This window comes from Pseudoalteromonas sp. G5_S1_14_S5 (assembly GCF_054968605.1).
The window spans coordinates 1-17,685 of sequence record NZ_JBQKUM010000003.1 but is presented as its reverse complement, the minus strand read 5'-3'; the positions used below and the strand labels follow the sequence as shown (position 1 = coordinate 17,685).

The 17,685-nt window shown below is 43.6% G+C and carries 14 protein-coding genes and 1 pseudogene; 14 read left to right on the top strand and 1 reads right to left on the bottom strand.

Features of this window, described 5'->3' with window-relative positions:
• Positions 1-25 precede the first annotated feature (25 nt).
• From ACTRWI_RS01400 to ACTRWI_RS01380, 5 genes and pseudogenes are all read left to right on the top strand, one after another.
• Positions 26-197 (top strand): annotated as a pseudogene (locus ACTRWI_RS01400) (DapH/DapD/GlmU-related protein); the annotation flags it as partial.
• 178 nt (positions 198-375) lie between these two features.
• Entirely contained in the window at positions 376-2,349 is a 1,974-nt protein-coding gene (locus tag ACTRWI_RS01395; protein ID WP_499128764.1) for a capsule polysaccharide biogenesis protein, read from the top strand.
• Positions 2,350-2,369: 20 nt separating this feature from the next.
• Positions 2,370-3,131 (top strand): 3-deoxy-manno-octulosonate cytidylyltransferase, encoded by a 762-nt coding sequence (gene kdsB / locus ACTRWI_RS01390; RefSeq protein WP_499128762.1) that lies wholly within the window; start codon positions 2,370-2,372, stop codon positions 3,129-3,131.
• 8 nt (positions 3,132-3,139) lie between these two features.
• Positions 3,140-3,991: a 3-deoxy-8-phosphooctulonate synthase gene (gene kdsA / locus ACTRWI_RS01385; protein ID WP_499128761.1), complete on the top strand. Its 852-nt coding sequence runs from the start codon at positions 3,140-3,142 to the stop codon at positions 3,989-3,991.
• Between the two features lie 144 nt (positions 3,992-4,135).
• The gene (locus tag ACTRWI_RS01380; protein ID WP_499128759.1) at positions 4,136-4,696 is read left to right on the top strand and encodes a KdsC family phosphatase; all 561 of its coding nucleotides are present in this window, start codon (positions 4,136-4,138) and stop codon (positions 4,694-4,696) included.
• A 188-nt stretch (positions 4,697-4,884) separates the two neighbouring features.
• Here ACTRWI_RS01380 and ACTRWI_RS01375 read toward each other — a convergent pair whose 3' ends face one another.
• A complete protein-coding gene (locus ACTRWI_RS01375; RefSeq protein ID WP_499128757.1) occupies positions 4,885-6,750 on the bottom strand; it encodes a polysaccharide biosynthesis protein in 1,866 nt (621 codons plus the stop codon).
• Positions 6,751-6,927: 177 nt separating this feature from the next.
• Between ACTRWI_RS01375 and ACTRWI_RS01370 the strand changes: the two genes are divergently transcribed.
• From ACTRWI_RS01370 to ACTRWI_RS01330, 9 genes are all read left to right on the top strand, one after another.
• Complete coding sequence (locus ACTRWI_RS01370) at positions 6,928-7,872, top strand: UDP-glucose 4-epimerase family protein (RefSeq protein WP_499128755.1); 945 nt, start codon at positions 6,928-6,930, stop codon at positions 7,870-7,872.
• Positions 7,873-7,986: 114 nt separating this feature from the next.
• Positions 7,987-8,532 carry a sugar transferase gene (locus ACTRWI_RS01365; RefSeq protein WP_499128754.1) on the top strand — a complete coding sequence of 182 codons (546 nt, stop codon included), beginning with the start codon at positions 7,987-7,989 and terminating at the stop codon, positions 8,530-8,532.
• A 193-nt stretch (positions 8,533-8,725) separates the two neighbouring features.
• The gene (locus tag ACTRWI_RS01360) at positions 8,726-8,974 is read left to right on the top strand and encodes a hypothetical protein (protein ID WP_499128752.1); all 249 of its coding nucleotides are present in this window, start codon (positions 8,726-8,728) and stop codon (positions 8,972-8,974) included.
• A 115-nt stretch (positions 8,975-9,089) separates the two neighbouring features.
• Positions 9,090-9,794 (top strand): YjbF family lipoprotein, encoded by a 705-nt coding sequence (locus ACTRWI_RS01355; protein ID WP_499128751.1) that lies wholly within the window; start codon positions 9,090-9,092, stop codon positions 9,792-9,794.
• Between the two features lie 120 nt (positions 9,795-9,914).
• Positions 9,915-10,793, top strand: a complete 879-nt coding sequence (locus ACTRWI_RS01350) for a capsule biosynthesis GfcC family protein (protein ID WP_499128750.1) — start codon at positions 9,915-9,917, stop codon at positions 10,791-10,793.
• Entirely contained in the window at positions 10,793-13,090 is a 2,298-nt protein-coding gene (locus ACTRWI_RS01345; RefSeq protein ID WP_499128748.1) for a YjbH domain-containing protein, read from the top strand. Before ACTRWI_RS01350 ends, ACTRWI_RS01345 begins: the two co-directional genes overlap by 1 nt.
• Before the next feature lie 296 nt (positions 13,091-13,386).
• Entirely contained in the window at positions 13,387-14,523 is a 1,137-nt protein-coding gene (locus ACTRWI_RS01340) for a polysaccharide export protein (protein ID WP_499128746.1), read from the top strand.
• 138 nt (positions 14,524-14,661) lie between these two features.
• Complete coding sequence (locus ACTRWI_RS01335; protein ID WP_499128745.1) at positions 14,662-15,102, top strand: low molecular weight protein-tyrosine-phosphatase; 441 nt, start codon at positions 14,662-14,664, stop codon at positions 15,100-15,102.
• A gap of 159 nt (positions 15,103-15,261) precedes the next feature.
• Positions 15,262-17,427: a polysaccharide biosynthesis tyrosine autokinase gene (locus ACTRWI_RS01330; protein WP_499128744.1), complete on the top strand. Its 2,166-nt coding sequence runs from the start codon at positions 15,262-15,264 to the stop codon at positions 17,425-17,427.
• Positions 17,428-17,685: the final 258 nt, after the last annotated feature.

Here is a 17,685-nt window from a genome sequence, read left to right as displayed (position 1 = left end):
CTTTGAAAGTAAAAGTGCTAAAGTAGGTACAGTAATTATAGGTAATGATGTCTAGATTGGTTTAAATGCAGTTGTAATGAAAGGAGTCACCATAGGAGATGGTGCTGTTATTGCTGCTGGTGCAGTCGTTACTAGTGATGTAAAACCTTATAGTATTGTTGGTGGTGTACCAGCAAAACATATCAAATATAGATTTAACAGTGAAGTTATAAATAAACTAATTTGTTCATCTTGGTGGAGCTTTGACCTGAAAGATATGAATGAAAAGAACAAGGTTGATTCTGAAGATGTCGATAAATTTATATTATCCCTTCAAGGGGTTTTAAATAAACCTGTTGAATACGTAGAATTCAAGTTGTAATTTAGGTATTTTAAATGAATTTCCACGCTGCTAAATGTTTTTCAAGAGGCATAAAAAAGCTATCACTTCTTGACGTTTTTTTTCCTGAGTTACATATAACTAATAGAAATGTTACTAGTGTAATTGGGTGGGGGTTCAAATCTACGGCTTTAAAAGCTAGAAATTATGCGACTAACCATCATTTAACCTATATTGCTCTTGAAGACGGTTTTTTACGTTCGATGGGCTTGGGTGTGCAAGGAGCTGATCCACTAAGTTTAGTCATCGACGAAGTCGGCATTTATTATGATGCGCGAAAGCCCTCAAAGCTTGAACATCTAATATTGGATAGTAATGGCGTAAGCTCATGCGAGCTAGAACGAAGTCAGTCGTGTATCGCTGCAATAAGACAATATAGGTTGTCAAAATACAATCAACTGAAAAGTGATAATGAATTAATAAGTTCAAAACCTAAAATTGTTGTTGTTGATCAAACGAAAGGTGATGCATCTGTTGTGGGGGCGATGGCTGATGAACAAACCTTTATTAATATGTTAACAAGAGCGATAAAAAATCATCCCGATGATGTCATCTGGGTAAAAGTACATCCCGATGTAGTCTGCGGAAAAAAACAAGGTTTTCTTTATCCACTTCCATTCGAACATCCTAATATTAGAATTTACTCTGGGTCATGTAACCCTTGGGATTTTCTAGTAAGTACTGAAAAATTATATACAGTATCAAGCTTGATGGGGTTTGAAGCACTAATGGGCGGCGTAAATGTTCATTGCTTTGGAGCGCCGTTTTATTCAGGATGGGGGCTTACCGATGATGAGATTCAAATAGATCGAAGAGGGAAAACGCGTACACTAGATCAAATATTTTATGCAGCTTACATTCAGTATGCACGCTACGTAGATCCAATTTTAGGTAAGCGTTGTGAAATAGAAGATACCATTGCATATTTGGTCGATTCTTTGAGATATTTGGCTAATGAACCGTTATCTGCAAATGTTTCTTCGTTATCATGGTGGAAACTAAGTTGGATTAATGATTACCTCAACGCATGGAATGTAAGTAAAGCACCTTCATCAAAATATTCGTTAACGTGGGGTAGACACTCTGATATGACCCACACTTATAGTATTGAGGATGGTTTTATTCGCTCTATAGGGCTAGGGGTTAATTTTAACCGACCCATATCACTAGTTTTAGATAAACTGGGAATATACTTTGATTCGACCTGTGCAAGTGATCTTGAAAATATTTTGCAATACACGAATTGTTCTAACTGGGATTTAAGGCGAGCTAGACAAATCATCGAAAAGTTGGTTGCTGCAAACCTCACCAAGTATAACGTAGGTAGTAGTAAGCAGTTAAACTTACCAGCCGATAAAAAAATCATACTTGTTCCTGGTCAGGTCGAAGGTGACGCGTCGATAAGATACGGCTCACCAAAAATACAAACAAATGCAGAGTTGCTTTTGCAAGTGAGGGCAACTGAGCCTAAAGCGTTTATTATCTATAAACCTCATCCTGATGTTGTTGCAGGTCAACGCGATGACGGTAATTGGGAAGGCGAGTTTACTAAAGATGCAGACCTAATTGAAACCGATATTTCGATGGCTTCGTTATTAGATATGGTGGACGAAGTTCATACTATGACCTCGTTAACTGGCTTCGAGGCTTTATTGCGAGATAAAAAAGTTACAACCTATGGTGTCCCTTTTTATTCTGGTTGGGGATTAACAACCGATAAAGTAAGTTGTGATCGGAGATCTTCACGACACACTATTGAAAGCTTAGTGTTTTGTGTGTTGATTCAGTACTCAACATATGTTGATCCAGCAACACGAAGTGCGATTACTACTGAACAAGCAATTGAAAGGCTATCTCAAATGAGAACGGGAGCTATTGAAGTTAAAGATCAAAAGCTACGAGCATTAATTACCTTAAGAAAAATAAAACAAAGTATAGCTAAAGTACTTGGTAGAACGAAGAATACTTAATCTAAATATTGGAGCCCTAAATGTCTGACTTTCATGTAATTATTCCTGCTCGTATAGGATCGAGTCGCTTGCCTCGGAAACTTGTAAAACTGATAGGCGGGTCATCTGTTATTGCTCATACGATAAATTGTGCTTCAACGGTGACCGATAATGTATATGTTGCGACTGATAGTGATGAAATATTCAGTATTACTGAATCGACAGGTGCTATTGGTATTATGACCGATGAAAAACATCAGTCTGGTACAGACCGGTTGGCGGAAGCCGCAAATATTTTGAAACTGTCTGATAATGCGATAGTCGTTAATTTGCAAGGCGATGAGCCTATGATGCCTGCTAAATTATTAGAACAGGTTGCTAGTTTACTTAAAAAACATCCTGACGCTGGGATTGCTACTTTAATGCAACCAATTGATCAATATAGTGATTTGATTAATCCGAATGTGGTTAAAGTTGCAGTAGGAGAAGAAGATTCGGCCATATATTTTAGCCGTGCTCCTATTCCATATCCAAGGGATGAATTTGACATAGTTAAAAAGAGCATGCCTAAGGGTAACTACTATCGACATATAGGTTTGTATGCCTATCGAGTAGATACGTTATCAAAGTTAACAAATTTTCCTGAGCATCCAGTTGAGAGTTTAGAGAAATTAGAGCAACTTAGAGCTCTTGCGAATGGAGTTAAAATTGTTATTGAAGAAGCTTGTATTAATCCTGAGCATGGCATTGATACTGAAGAAGATCTTGAAAGAATTAGAAACTTATTAGAACCCCGAAATTGAGTAATATTATGAATCAGAAAACTGTGAAAATTAAGAATATTGACGTTAGTAACGATAAACCATTTGTACTCTTTGGTGGTATGAATGTTTTAGAGTCACGTGATTTAGCAATGGAAATTTGTGAACACTATGTGAAAGTTACTGAAAAGCTTGGTATTCCGTACGTATTCAAAGCTTCATTTGATAAAGCTAATCGTTCATCTGTGCACTCGTACCGAGGACCAGGTATGGAAGAAGGGCTAAAAATCTTCCAAGAATTAAAAGATACGTTTGGTGTGAAAATTATCACCGATATTCATACGGAAGAACAAGCTAAGCCAGTTGCGGATGTGGTTGATGTCATTCAATTACCAGCTTTTTTGGCCCGTCAAACAGACTTGGTAGAAGCAATGGCTAAAACAGGTGCGGTGATTAATGTTAAAAAACCTCAGTTTATGAGCCCAAACCAAGTCGGTAATATCGTTGATAAGTTTGCAGAGTGTGGTAATGAAAATATCATACTTTGTGAGCGTGGTTCTTGTATGGGGTACGATAATCTAGTAGTAGATATGCTTGGCTTCGGCGTAATGAAGAAATCTTCTAACGGCAGCCCGGTCATATTTGATGTGACACATTCACTTCAAATGAGAGACCCTTCTGGTACAGCCTCTGGTGGCAGAAGAGATCAAACTGTTGAATTAGCCCTGTCAGGAATGGCTACAGGGATTGCCGGCTTGTTTATGGAAGCACACCCTAACCCTGATTTGGCGAAATGTGATGGACCGTCTGCATTCCCTTTGCCCAAATTAGAAGAATTTCTAACTCAGGTTAAAGCAGTTGATGATTTGATTAAGTCATTTAAGATAATTGATATTAAATAGCATTTACTAAATATGAATATTTCTAGTAAGCAGGTCCAATAAAAATTTGCTTACTAGATTTTTGGTTTGACTCTTGTGTGATTAGGCGGTTTTTCATTGCTATATTTCACGCATTCAAAGATTAGATGAAATGGTTAAGTTAATATGAAATTAAGTGTTAAGTGTCCAGTTAAAATGGTTTTATTTGATGTGGATGGTGTTATGACTGACGGCACTATTTACATGTCTGATCAGGGAGAATTGGTAAAGGCTTTCAATGTAAAAGATGGGTTAGCAATAGAGCTTTTGAGAACTCACCAAATATTGACTGGCGTTATTTCAGGAAAGGTAAGTTTGGCATTAACGGAGCGCTGTAAGCAGCTTGGTTTTGATGTGATTGAAACAGGTTGTAAGAACAAACTGCCTAAATTGCAGGGCATTTGTGAGCGCTTTAATGTGGCACCTTCGGAGATAGCTTTTTGTGGCGACGATGTTCTAGATATATCTATTATGAAAGAGTGTGGGTTAGCTGTGAGTCCAGCCGATGCTCATACCTTAACAATTGAGGCCAGCGATTGGGTATCTGATTGTAACGGTGGGGATGGGTTCGTTAGGGACTTTGTCGATAACTTGCTATTGGTTCAGTCAGGTCAATCCTTAGAGCGAATATATGAACCATTGTTAAAAAAGATTGACTCTGATGATACAGAAAGCGTGGTGCAATAAATAAATAAATAAATAACCCTTTCTGTAGCTTGCTTTTATTTTCCCAGTGTATCTCAAGTTTTTGGGATGAGACTTTAATATAATGGATTAGCTCTGTGTTCTGACGTATCTTATACTATTTAATTGGACCTATTAAAGGCCGATAAATGTGTTAAATATTCCGAGAGAGCATTTTTGGAATTCCGTACCTATTTGGTAATCTTAGAAGAGTAGCCTGTGGGCGCTTTTAACAATATTCTTCTTATACAGTCTACATTAAAATCATGGCAGCACTCGTCTAGCTCTTTCAATAGTACCTGCATCTCAGGCCAATTAAGCTTGCTTTCCATTGCCGTCATGATTTTTTCGTGGCTAGTGCCTTCAACATTGTCACCAATTAAAAGTTCTTCATAGAGCTTTTCACCGGGCCTTAAGCCGGTAAATCTTATTTCTATATCTCCTTCATCCGAGATTGAACTTTCCTTCATCCCCATTAAATGTACCATGCGTTTTGCAAGATCTAGAATCTTAACGGGCTCGCCCATATCCAGTACGAAAACTTGCCCATTATTACCCATAGCGCCAGCTTGAATAACAAGTTGTGCAGCTTCCGGTATTAGCATGAAATAGCGGATAATATCCGGGTGAGTAACCGTAACAGGGCCGCCAGCTTTAATTTGCTTTTTAAATAGTGGGACAACTGAACCTGAAGAGCCTAACACATTACCAAATCTGACCATGGTAAAGACAGTATCTGTCCCTTTATCTGCAAGCGCTTGAAGAACGAGTTCAGCCATCCGCTTACTCGCTCCCATCACATTCGTTGGTCTTACGGCTTTGTCGGTTGAAATAAGGGTAAAATTCTTCACACCGCACTCTATAGCGGCTTGTGCGCAGGATAGTGTCCCAAAAACATTGTTACGAATTCCTTCAACAACATTATCCTCGACTAGCGGAACATGCTTATAGGCGGCTGCATGATATAACGTTTCGATCTCATATGTATTGATCAACTTTTCAAGACGATTTTGCCTTTGGACTGAACCTAGGGCGGCAATGATCTGAGTCTGGCTCTTTAAGTTTTTCTTAGTAGAAAATAGTTCTTGTTCAATTTTGTATAGGTTGTACTCATTTAGCTCGAACAGAACTAATGTTTTCGGTTGCTGCGCCAAGATTTGACGACACAGCTCTGAACCAATGGAGCCACCAGCACCGGTTACCATAACACACTTGTTATGAATATTTTTTGCCAGCAATCCATTGTCAGGCGTGATAGGCGCTCTTCCTAATAAATCAGCTACGTCGAGATCCTTGATCTCTGTCGCAGTCGCTTTACCTGCAGCTATGTCCTCTACAGATGGCACAGATTGTACTGCGATTGGCCAGTGTGACAATTTCTCTACCAATCTTAGACGCTCACCTTTGTTAATGTTGTTCATCGCAAGCAACAGTTTCACTGGCTGATAAAGCGATTGAAGATGCTCAAATTCACTAGGGTGATGGACCTTTAATCCAAATAAAATGTTGCCCTTTTTGCTTGGGTCATCGTCTAATAGGATAACTGGGTTATACTCATCACCGTGTATTAGCGCATAGACAAGTTCTCGGCCAGTAGCCCCGGCACCGTAGATAAATACATTTGGTTTTTTGCGCTTAATGAGTTGGTCATAGGCAGTCCGGATCATTATCCTTGGTCCACCTAAAGTAAGAATCGCTAGCCCGGCGTAGATAAATGGAACACTTCTTGGAATAAAGGTTTGAAAAAAGAATCCGCTCATCACTAATGTGAGAGACGAGATAAAGACTGCAAGGAAAATGTTACCGACGGCAGGAAACATCATATAGCGCAGTACTGCGCGGTACATCCCAAGTTTGGCGAAAGTAAATACCGTTATCGAAATTGTCAACGCTAGTGTGACCCACTCGTCCAGCCCTAGCTCAAATGTATATGTTCCCAGCCTCAAAGCAATCGCAAGATATACAGACATTGCTATGGCAAAGATGTCGTAACCAATACTGATTAAGCGTTTATTCTTTCGCTTTGTATTGAGAATCGCTCGTATTGGTTTAATCATGATATTCCTTGATATTCCGTAAACTTCAGCCGAATAAACGGCAACTGAATATTTTATTCACGATATTTTAATGCTCTTAAGTGCGGTAAGCTAGATGTAATTGGTTGTTATGTGCTAGCCAATCGGTTTACTGTTTATTTTGTTTGTTATTTGTTCGATTATTGAGCGATATGTTTTATGAAACTTTTGGTTACGGGTAGTACAGGCTTTGTGGGTGCTCGAGTGGTTAAGCGAGCAGAAGCGCGCGATTGGGAAGTGGCTTCTGTGATACGTCAGAGTTCCAGAACAAAACCCAACTGCTTTTGGGTTTCATCTATTGGGCCGGAAACTGACTGGTCCAATGCATTCGAAGGTGTAGATTGTGTTGTTCATTGTGCTGCACGCGTGCATCAAATGAATGAAAGTGAGCAAGATGCTTTGGCTGCCTATCGAGATATCAACACCCTTGGCACTTTGAATCTAGCGAAGCAAGCCGCTGAAGCTGGTGTTAAACGGTTTGTATTCGTCAGCTCTATTAAAGTTAACGGTGAGTTTACCGAACCTGGTTCACCTTTTTTACCTAATCTAGATAACATCCCGAAAGACCCTTACGGTTTGAGTAAGTTTCAAGCGGAAGTTGCGCTAACGAAGCTCTCAAAAGACACAGGCCTAGAAGTCGTTATTATTAGGCCCCCTCTGGTTTATGGGCCAGGTGTGAAAGCCAATTTCTTATCAATGATGCGTTTGGTTGAAAAGGGCATCCCGCTTCCATTTGGCGCGATTCATAATAAGAGAAGCTTGGTATATGTAGATAACTTATCAAGTCTAATATTAACTTGTTGTGAGCACCCTTCTGCGCCCGGGCATACCTTCTTGGCTTCTGACAACCAGGATGTCTCGACGAGTCAACTAATAAGCGCTATTGCGCTTTCAATGGATAAATCACCGAGGCTTTTACCGATTCCAATGTCTTGGATAAGGGGTGGCGCGTCTGTATTGCGAAAGCAGCATTTAGCTCAAAGAGTATGTGGCAACCTTCAAGTGGAAACTGGCCGTACAAAAGAGATCTTGGGTTGGATCCCTCCGGTGACTTTCGAAGAGGGGATTAATAAAACCGTAGAAGCATACTTGAAGTCACACTGATGTGATTCAGCTAATTAGCATCATTCATATCCGTAACTGAGTCAGGTACTCTTTATCAACGAATGTCAGTTACGGCATTCACAATATTCGTTTATCAGATTTAAGGCATCCGTTTTGATTCGTTTATTAGATTTCTTTTTTGCACTGTTTGGCCTGCTGTTCCTTTGGCCTGTTTTTGTTGTCATTTGTATTCTTGGTTACTTTGACACAGGCTCTCCAGTCTTTTTTCAAACTCGAGTCGGGCGTAACAAAAAGCCATTTACCTTAGTGAAATTCCGCACTATGCCGGTAGAAACAAAATCAGTAGCTACTCATTTGGTGGGGGCGAGCTCAGTGACTAAATTGGGCGGGTTCTTGCGCAAGACTAAATTGGATGAACTACCACAGTTATACAACGTTCTGAAAGGTGAAATGAGTTTAGTTGGCCCGCGACCATGCTTATTCAACCAGCACGAACTTATCGATGAGAGAGAATCGAGAGGCGTGCTGGCGGTAAGGCCTGGTGTTACGGGGTTGGCTCAAATCAATGATATCGATATGTCGACACCCAAGCTATTAGCACAATGGGATCAACGTATGCTTAAAAATTTAACGACCAAGCGTTACTTTCAATACATCATTCAAACCGTGTTAGGAAAAGGCGCTGGCGACAGGGTTTAGTGAGCATTTCCCCTAGGCTTTTGTGTCATCTATGCTCTAGACTGAACAAAGATAAGACATTGTTTATGGTTTATCCATTTACTTGATTGTGGTTATTATTTATGATGTCCAGTCAGTTGTTTAAGCTGAGCAACTGATTGAAGGTGCGAAAATCATCCTCTACATATAAACGTTTATATTAATGGAAATCATTATGAAAAAGATGGCTCTAGTAGCTGCATTAGCAGTTAGCTTCTCAGGTGCTGCGTTTGCTGCTGAAACTACGGCAGCGGCAGGTACTGGCACAACTACTGGTACAGCCGCGGGTTCTGGTGCTGCTACAGCAGCAGCAGCTGGCACAGCAACAACAGCAGCAGTAGCGACAGCAGCAGCAGTAGCAGCAGTCGCTGTAGCGGCTGCTACTAACGAAAGCGGCGCAACAACGACAACAACGACTCGATAATTTGTGAGTAGGCGTTTAAAACCATTTTATGTGCAAGCATAAAGTGGTTTTTTTATATCTAATTCATTTCTCCATTGGACAGCAGCAACCAGGTTGCTAGGAAGCAGAACTCGTCATGCTTAAACCTTTAATCCTATCTCTCGGGCTTTTTCTTGCTGGTTGTTCTCAGCAGTTTCAAGACGTTAAATCGACTGTTAATGAAGCCTTTTTTGGAAGCTCCGATGTTGAGCTATCAAAGGAATACATTCAAACCTTGCCGTATTCCAGCATTTATGCGGAAGTGAATGACCAAGGTAAAATCTTCATGGTTTTGGCTTATGTGGGTGAAAACCCGCAAACGGGTGCCGAGCAGTTAAAGTGGATGTCTTCTGATAAAGCGATGATCGTCACTGAAAATGGACGTATCGTACAAACGCTATTGCTGCCTTACGAAAACCTCTGTGGTTTAGTATTCCAACCGTTGGATGTGTTCTCTTCTGCCAACAACTCGTCACCAGACTCTTCTTCTGCGTTTAATGTGTCCACTAACCCCGGTGCCCAAAAGTGGCAAGCGGTTTACGACTGGCAGCCTAACTATCGATTCGGTTATCAAGCAAACATCACCCGCACCTATGCAGGGAATGAAACGGTAGAAACACCGTTAGCGTCTATCGACACCAAGAAGTTTCAAGAAAAAGTGAACTTCCCGATGTTAGAGCAAGAGATCACCAACCAGTATTGGGTCGACAGCAAAGGCCAAGTGGTCAAAACCATACAGTATTTAGGCCCTGATATGACAAGGCTTGAGTTAACCGTGCTTAAGCCTTATCAAAGCAATTAACAAACAGGGTAATGAACGAAAATGATGAATTATATGAGTCACGCATCAAAAATGACGGGGCGTCGGTTGTCATTGGTGAGAACTTTATTCACGGTGAGAGCTATGTTAACAATGAGAGCTATGTTAACAATGAGAGCCACGTTAACAATGAGAGCTCTGTTGACATTGAGTGCGCTGTTATCTCTGTGTACTTTCAGCTACGCTTCTGCGGCGTCTGACGTTGTTCCGCCTTCGGTTAAAACAACCATCGAGCTTCCTCTTCAAGGCGTGACGCTTGAGTATGAAACTAACGTACGGTTGCTTCAGGTGTTAGACGACGCGAACGCGAGCTCTAACGTGACTGCTGGCTCTAATCTGATTAACAGCAGCAGTATTGGTTATTTCCCTCTTTCAGCTCAATTGTTTGATAAAACCAATACCAAAGCCAACGGACTTAACCAAGATATCGAAGCCCAAAAGCGCCGTGTATTTAAGCAGCTTGACGCTTTTTCGGTAGAAGAACCAGAAGCAAAACAAGTCAAGCAACAGTTAGCCTCTTTCCAATATCTTAATCGAGTGTTTATTGAATTAGACCGCAATGCGGTTATCTCGCAATCAGGTAAGAACCCGCTACTGGTTTCCCGTTCTAATCTAGATAAAACATCGGCAACTCAAGCTCAAAGGTTTGCTCTGTACTTACCAAAACGACCAACGACAATTCAGTTGGTGGGGGCAATGAAAGAGTCGGTCACCATGAACCTGATAGAGCATGGCACCTTGAATGATTATCTCGACGCATTGCCAAGCGGCTTTATTGGTCAATCAGCGGATAAAAGCGTGGCATATGTTGTTCAGCCAGATGGCGTGGTACAAACCATTCAATATGCATACTGGAACGAACAGCCGGTTTATTTAGCACCCGGTGCCATCGTATTTATGGCGTTCGACTCTTTGCCATCAGAATACTCAACGTTGAACCAGGATATCGTCGATTTGCTACGTCATAAGGTTGGCCTGTAATGCTGAAACAGAAATCATTCCCTCTATCGGTGGTGTGTACATCGGTGATCAGCGCCTTGTTAATGGCCAACAGTGGCTCGGTATTTGCGCAAACAGTATTTGCAGAGACGTTTTTTGCTGAAACAGCCATTGATTCCTCTTCGATTCGGGCAGAAAAAGCACCATTCGACGCCACTGAATACAGAACATCACAAATGAACTTTGGTGGTGTTGGCCTAATGCAAATGCCAACAGGGCGCATGGCACCAGAAGGCGAGTTTAACGTGAGTGCTTCGTTTAATAACGAATACTACTTTTACAATGTTAGCTTGCAGGTGATGCCTTGGCTGGAAACCACCATACGTTATACACAAGTGCAAGACTTGTTCTATAGCGGGGGGGCGAATCAAGATTGCTCGCAAAATAACTTCAGTGGTTGTACGAAATACACCGATAAAGGCATCGATTTTAAACTGCGCTTGATCGAAGAGGGGTATTATTTGCCGGAAGTGTCGGTAGGCGTACGTGATTTCGGCGGTACCGGTTTGTTTGATGGCGAATTTGCCGCGGCCAGCAAACGCTTTGGCCCGCTGGATGTGACTTTGGGCATGGCTTGGGGATACATGGGCACCAGCGGTAACTTCACGAATCCACTGTGTAAAGCCAGTGACAAGTTTTGCAATCGTCCGTCTGACTATAAAGGTAAGGGCGGCAGTGTCGATTTTGAGCGCTGGTTTAAAGGCGATGCCGCCATTTATGGTGGCTTGGAATACCAAACCCCTTATAAGCCGCTCACCCTAAAGCTTGAATACGATGCCAACGATTACTCTCAAGACTTCCCGGTGGTGCGTGGGGGTGTCGACATGACACAGCACACGCCATGGAACCTGGGGGCGGTGTACCGTTTTACCGATTGGGGCTCAGCCAAAGTGAGCTATGAGCGAGGCGATACCTTAACCCTTGGCTTTGATCTTTCGACTAACTTCAATGACATGCACTCGGTGTGGCGAGATACGGACACCGCAGACTTGCGCCCAAGCGGTGTCGAGACGGTGGACGATATTGACATGGCCGCCCTCGCGGCAGATCTTGAAACGATCGCTGGCTATGAACAAGCACAAATCTTGGTTGACGATAACAGCATTGTAGTAAAAGGCAATCAGGTGAAATACCGAGACAGAGACATCGCCCTTGAGCGCGGTGCGACCGTGATTGCCAACGCGGTACCCAGTTACATCGACATCTACAAAATCATTGAAAATGACAAATCGCTAGCACTCACTGAAACAACGGTGGACGCTCAAGCGTTTAAAGCGGCAGCGAATAATAGCTATCTCAATGCTCAAACCAGTGATGCAACCCACACCCATGAACTGGAGCGTAAGCGAGCGGTGATCTACCATGATGGTCGTGAACGCTTTGATGTGTCGGTGTCACCTAACCTTGCTCAATCGTTCGGCTCGGCTGAAAACTTCTACTTATACAGTTTGGGTTTATACACTAATGCGTCGTTCTGGGCGTTAAATAATGTTGAATTATCGGGTTCTCTTTACGTTAACTTAATCGATAACTACGACAAGTTTAACTATGCTATTCCGTCAGATGGCACCGACCAAACCCCAAGAGTGCGTACCTTGTTCCGCTCTTACGTTGACGATCCGGTCCGTTTAGATCGCCTACAACTGACGTGGTTTGAAGATTACGGCAGCGGTATTTACACTCAAGCTTACGGTGGCTACTTAGAGAGCATGTTCGCCGGTGTCGGTGGCGAAATCCTGTATCGACCATTCAACCAAAACTGGGCGATTGGCGCCGACATGACGGCAATAAGCCAGCGAGATCCTGAAAGCTGGTTTGGTACGTTTGATCAAGCGGTCCAAGTTAACCCAGATAACCGTAGCCGAACGTACAAAGTGATCAACAAAGGCACCACTGGCTTTATTACTGGTTACTACACCCCACAATGGGACTTCTTGAGCGATACCTTGCTACAAGTGGGAGTGGGTAAATTCTTGGCGGGTGATATCGGTACTCGTGTCGACTTCTCTAAGCAGTTCAAGAGTGGTGTGATCGCTGGTGCATTTGTCAGCCTAACCGATATGACAACCGAAGAGTACGGTGAAGGCAGCTATAACAAAGGCTTCTACGTGTCGATTCCGTTTGATTTAATGACTGTAAAACCAAGCTCAAGCCGCGCTGGCTTCACCTGGTTGCCGATCACGCGTGACGGTGGCCAAGTATTGAATAAGCAGTACAACTTGTTCGAGCAAACCGATGCGCGTTCGCCTTGGTTCCAAAGGCCAAGTCGCGTTCAGTAGATCGAAAGCAGAGGCGGGTAACGAGTAGGCGGGATACGAAGATCAGGGAAAGAACGGTGTCGAATCATCGATATTTGAACCTGCTCTTCCCCCTTCGTTTACTCGTAGGCCGTTATGTTTTTTGTCTCTTTGTTTACCCTCACCTCGAATGTGCGCTTTAGCCATTCAACTAGGTTGATAATAGATAAATTCTTGTAGATAATGAATCTTGCGTAATGGATAAAATTATTCGCTTAATTTCACTTGGGTGTCCTTTGGGGTATCACAACACATTCCGTTTCTAGAACTTGGTTAACATGAAGATTAATAAAAATCGTCTCCTTTTGGCGCTCCTTCCTGTATTACTTGCAGGCTGTACGACTCCAGGTAGTCACCTATCTACGGGTGGCAAGAATGTGATTCAGGCTTCTGAAGATCAGCAAGAGTCTGATATTTCTGAAGTGGTGAACGTTTACCCGCTGACTGCACAGTCCGTATCGACTTACCAAACGGGCGAACTGTCGGTTTCAAGAGCGAACCTTGATTTAGACGTAGACATCGCAAAATACGAATACAAAGTCGGTGTCGGTGACATCTTAAATATCACCATTTGGGATCACCCAGAACTAACCATTCCAGCCGGTTCTTACCGTAGTAGCACCGAAGCTGGTAACTGGGTACATGCCGATGGCACCATCTTCTACCCTTACATCGGTACGGTAGAAGTGGCAGGAAAAACCGTTCGTGACATTCGAGCTGACATCGCGACGCGTTTGGCTAAATACATCGAAAGCCCGCAAGTGGATGTTAACGTGGCGGCGTTCCGTTCTAAAAAAACCTACATTACGGGCGAAGTGTCTAAACCGGGCCAGCAGCCGATCACCAATATTCCATTAACGCTACTTGATGCGGTTAACCGTTCCGGTGGCCTTTCAGAAGATGCCGATTGGCGCAATGTGTCATTAACGCGCAACGGGGTAGAAGAGAACCTATCGCTGTATGGCTTAATGCAGCGTGGTGATCTAACGCAAAACCGCCTACTGCAAGCGGGTGACATTGTTCACGTGCCGCGTAACGATAATCAGAAAGTTTTCGTGATGGGCGAAGTGAAAGAGCCTAAATTGCTTAAGATCGACCGCGTTGGCATGAGCCTAACGGAAGCGCTCAGCAATGTCGGTGGTATTAACGAACTGACGGCAGACGCAACCGGTGTGTTTGTGATTCGTACTTCTGATGATAAATCAGAACGCATGGCCGACATCTACCAGCTAGACATTGCCGACGCATCGGCGCTCGTGATCGGTACCGAATTTGATTTAAAACCTTACGATGTGGTTTACGTAACGGCCGCACCAATCACTCGTTGGAACCGCGTAATTGGCCAACTGTTGCCGACCATCAACGGATTTAATAACCTGTCGGATGGTATACATCGTATTCGTACTTGGCCATAGGCTAAGAGACAATGGCAATCAGGTCGCATGTTAAATGCGGCCTGATTTTTATATTGATACCCAGGTCACTTCGGGATGCTTGAATCCTGCTTATTGAAGTCGCTTGGGAGTTCAAGCCCAATACAATTAGAGACAGCTATGTTTAATAAAATTTTAGTCGTGTGCGTGGGCAACATTTGCCGTTCTCCAACGGGGGAGCGCGTTCTTCAACAATTACTTCCAGGCAAAGCGATCGCTTCTGCCGGAATCGCGGCTGAAAAAAGCCGTTTACTCGGTAAGCCAGCCGATGAGACCGCGATTTTAATCGCAGCAGAAAATGGCGTGGATGTGGAAAACCATCAGGCACAACAAGTGACACCTCAGCTGTGTGCGCAATACGATTTGATCTTGGTGATGGAGAAGGGCCATTTAGAAGCGCTCACTCAGATCTCACCCGAAGCACGCGGTAAAACCATGCTGTTCGGCCAGTGGATTGGTCAGAAAGACATTCCCGATCCGCATCGTCAAAGCCGTGAAGCGTTTGAATACGCTTATCAGTTAATAAACCAAGCCGCGCAAGCGTGGGCAAAAAAGCTGTAGTTTGAGGTTTCGCGATGAATCCGCGAATACGCCATTGACTGTCGAAGCGTCGAGCCGTCGAAGCGTCGAACCGTCACAAAGGCAGCAATAACAGAATCTTAGACAAGAGGTACGTGGTTCACCCTCTTGAATAGCAATCATTTAGGAAGTAGCAAACCAATGACAACACAACCCTCCCAGCCATCGCATACAGATAACTCTGATGAGATAGATTTAGGAAAACTGCTTGGTCTCTTATTAGATGCCAAATGGCTAATCATGCTCATCACATTCGTCTTTGCTGTGTTGGGTATTGCCTTTGCGCTGCTTTCAACACCGATCTACAAAGCCGATGCGCTGATTCAAATTGAAGAGAAGAGCTCTGGCGGCATCTCTTCTATGGTCGGCGATATGGGTGAGCTATTCTCACAAGAGTCATCAGCCACCACCGAAATCGAGATCATAAAATCGCGTATGATCTTAGGTGAAACGGTCGATAAATTTAACCTTACCACGGTGACGGCCCCCATTTACGCTCCGATCGTTGGTAAAGGCTTTGCACGCTTAACCGGTGACATTAACCATATTGCGGTCAGCCGCTTTACCTTGCCAAGCTATGCGAGCGATGACTCACACACCATCCAGATCCTGGATGCCCAGCAAGGCACTTACCAACTGGTGCGTGATGATGAGCGCGTTATCCTACAAGGTAAAGTGGGTGAGCTGGCAACAGCAGACGACTACAGCCTGTTTGTGGCTGGGTTTGAATCTCACAACGGTTTTGAATTCTCGATTGGTCAACGCAGCCGATTGGAAGCAATCGAATGGTTGAAACAATCTTTGTCTTTGTCTGAGCAAGGGAAACAAACCGGTATCCTGAAGCTGAGCTTTGAAGGCGAAGATAAGCAGCAGATCACGGACATTCTTAATCACATTAGCCAGATCTACTTTTTGCAAAATGTGGAGCGCAATTCAGCGGAAGCCGAAAACAGCCTGAAATTCTTAGAGGGACGCCTACCGGGTATCAAATCTGAGCTGACCGGCTATGAAGACACACTCAACAACTACCGCCAACAGAACGAATCGATCGACCTGGGCTTAGAAGCGCAATCGACGCTCAAGGTAATGGTAGAGCTAGAAGCGCAATTGAACGAACTGACGTTTAAAGAGAGCGAGATCAGCCAGCGCTTCACTAAAGATCACCCCGCTTATAAATCACTGCTTGATAAACGTAAAACCCTGTTACGCGAGAAAGAGCGCCTCAATAAACATATCCAACTGCTACCCCAAACACAGCGTGAAGTGCTGCGTATGACACGCGATGTAGAAGTGAACCAACAAATCTACATTCAGCTGTTAAACAAAGTTCAAGAGCTGAGCATTATTAAAGCGGGCACCGTAGGTAACGTTCGAATCCTAGACGACGCCCAAGCGTATGCTCGTGCTGTTAAACCTAAGAAGCCACTGATTGTAGTCTTAGCGACCTTGCTAGGCGGTATGTTGAGTGTGGCGTTTGTACTCGTGAAGGCGGCGTTCCACCGCGGTGTTGAAAACCCAGATCAAATTGAACAGATTGGTTTACCCGTTTATGCGGCGGTACCAAAATCCGATTTACAGATTGAGCTAACCAACCGCTTTAAATCGAAGAAAATACAAACCAAAGGCGTGCAAGCACTGCTAGCAGAATCTAACCCGGCAGACTTATCGGTGGAAGCGCTGCGTGGCCTTCGTACCAGCTTGCACTTTGCGATGCTTGAAGCCAAAAACAATGTGTTGATGATCTCTGGCCCTGCTCCGGGCATTGGTAAATCTTTCATCTCGACCAACTTTGCGGCCGTAGCGGCCAAAACAGGCCAAAAGGTATTGTTGATTGATGCCGATATGCGTAAGGGTTACCTACAGCAAAGCTTTGGTCTGAAGTCGGAAAACGGCCTGTCTGATCTGTTGAGCAACAAACAAGCGTTTGCGCAATCCGTTAAAGCTACACCAGTCGAAAACCTAGACATTATTACGCGCGGCCAAGTGCCACCCAACCCATCGGAACTGCTTATGCACCCACGCTTTGCCGAGCTGATGGAGTGGGCATCAAAAGAGTATGATTTGGTGCTTGTCGATACTCCGCCAGTATTAGCGGTAACCGACCCAAGCATTGTTGGTGCGTTTGCTGGCACCACATTAATGGTGGCGCGTTTCGGCCAAAACACCATTAAAGAGATCGATGTGGCTCGTAACCGTTTCGAACAATCCGGTATTGAAGTGAAAGGCGTAATCTTCAACGCCGTCGAGAAGAAAGCATCAAGCTCATACGGCTACTACAACTACGCGTATTCGAGCGATAAGAAATAAAGAGCAGTAACGAGATGCGAGTAATCGGGTAACGAAAAGCTAAAAGGCAGATACGAGTGGCGAGAATGAAAAACACCACTCGAATCCGCTCTTCATCTTTTTATCTCTTCGTTACTCGTTTACCCGCTACCCGCGTCTATTCTTTTAAGATCTTCGCATCCCGTTTACCCGTTACTCGTATCTGCTCTTAATCTCTTCTCATCCCGTTTACTTGTATCTTATCGAGAAAATCACCGTAAAAAAGCAGTACTGGTATTC

Bases quoted from the DNA above. Each gene is read 5' to 3' on its own strand.
- ACTRWI_RS01395 (WP_499128764.1), top strand. From the start codon at position 376: ATGAATTTCCACGCTGCTAAATGTTTTTCAAGAGGCATAAAAAAGCTA.
- kdsB (WP_499128762.1), top strand. From the start codon at position 2,370: ATGTCTGACTTTCATGTAATTATTCCTGCTCGTATAGGATCGAGTCGC.
- kdsA (WP_499128761.1), top strand. From the start codon at position 3,140: ATGAATCAGAAAACTGTGAAAATTAAGAATATTGACGTTAGTAACGAT.
- ACTRWI_RS01380 (WP_499128759.1), top strand. From the start codon at position 4,136: ATGAAATTAAGTGTTAAGTGTCCAGTTAAAATGGTTTTATTTGATGTG.
- ACTRWI_RS01375 (WP_499128757.1), bottom strand. From the start codon at position 6,750: ATGATTAAACCAATACGAGCGATTCTCAATACAAAGCGAAAGAATAAA.
- ACTRWI_RS01370 (WP_499128755.1), top strand. From the start codon at position 6,928: ATGAAACTTTTGGTTACGGGTAGTACAGGCTTTGTGGGTGCTCGAGTG.
- ACTRWI_RS01360 (WP_499128752.1), top strand. From the start codon at position 8,726: ATGAAAAAGATGGCTCTAGTAGCTGCATTAGCAGTTAGCTTCTCAGGT.
- ACTRWI_RS01355 (WP_499128751.1), top strand. From the start codon at position 9,090: ATGCTTAAACCTTTAATCCTATCTCTCGGGCTTTTTCTTGCTGGTTGT.
- ACTRWI_RS01350 (WP_499128750.1), top strand. From the start codon at position 9,915: ATGTTAACAATGAGAGCCACGTTAACAATGAGAGCTCTGTTGACATTG.
- ACTRWI_RS01345 (WP_499128748.1), top strand. From the start codon at position 10,793: ATGCTGAAACAGAAATCATTCCCTCTATCGGTGGTGTGTACATCGGTG.
- ACTRWI_RS01340 (WP_499128746.1), top strand. From the start codon at position 13,387: ATGAAGATTAATAAAAATCGTCTCCTTTTGGCGCTCCTTCCTGTATTA.
- ACTRWI_RS01335 (WP_499128745.1), top strand. From the start codon at position 14,662: ATGTTTAATAAAATTTTAGTCGTGTGCGTGGGCAACATTTGCCGTTCT.
- ACTRWI_RS01330 (WP_499128744.1), top strand. From the start codon at position 15,262: ATGACAACACAACCCTCCCAGCCATCGCATACAGATAACTCTGATGAG.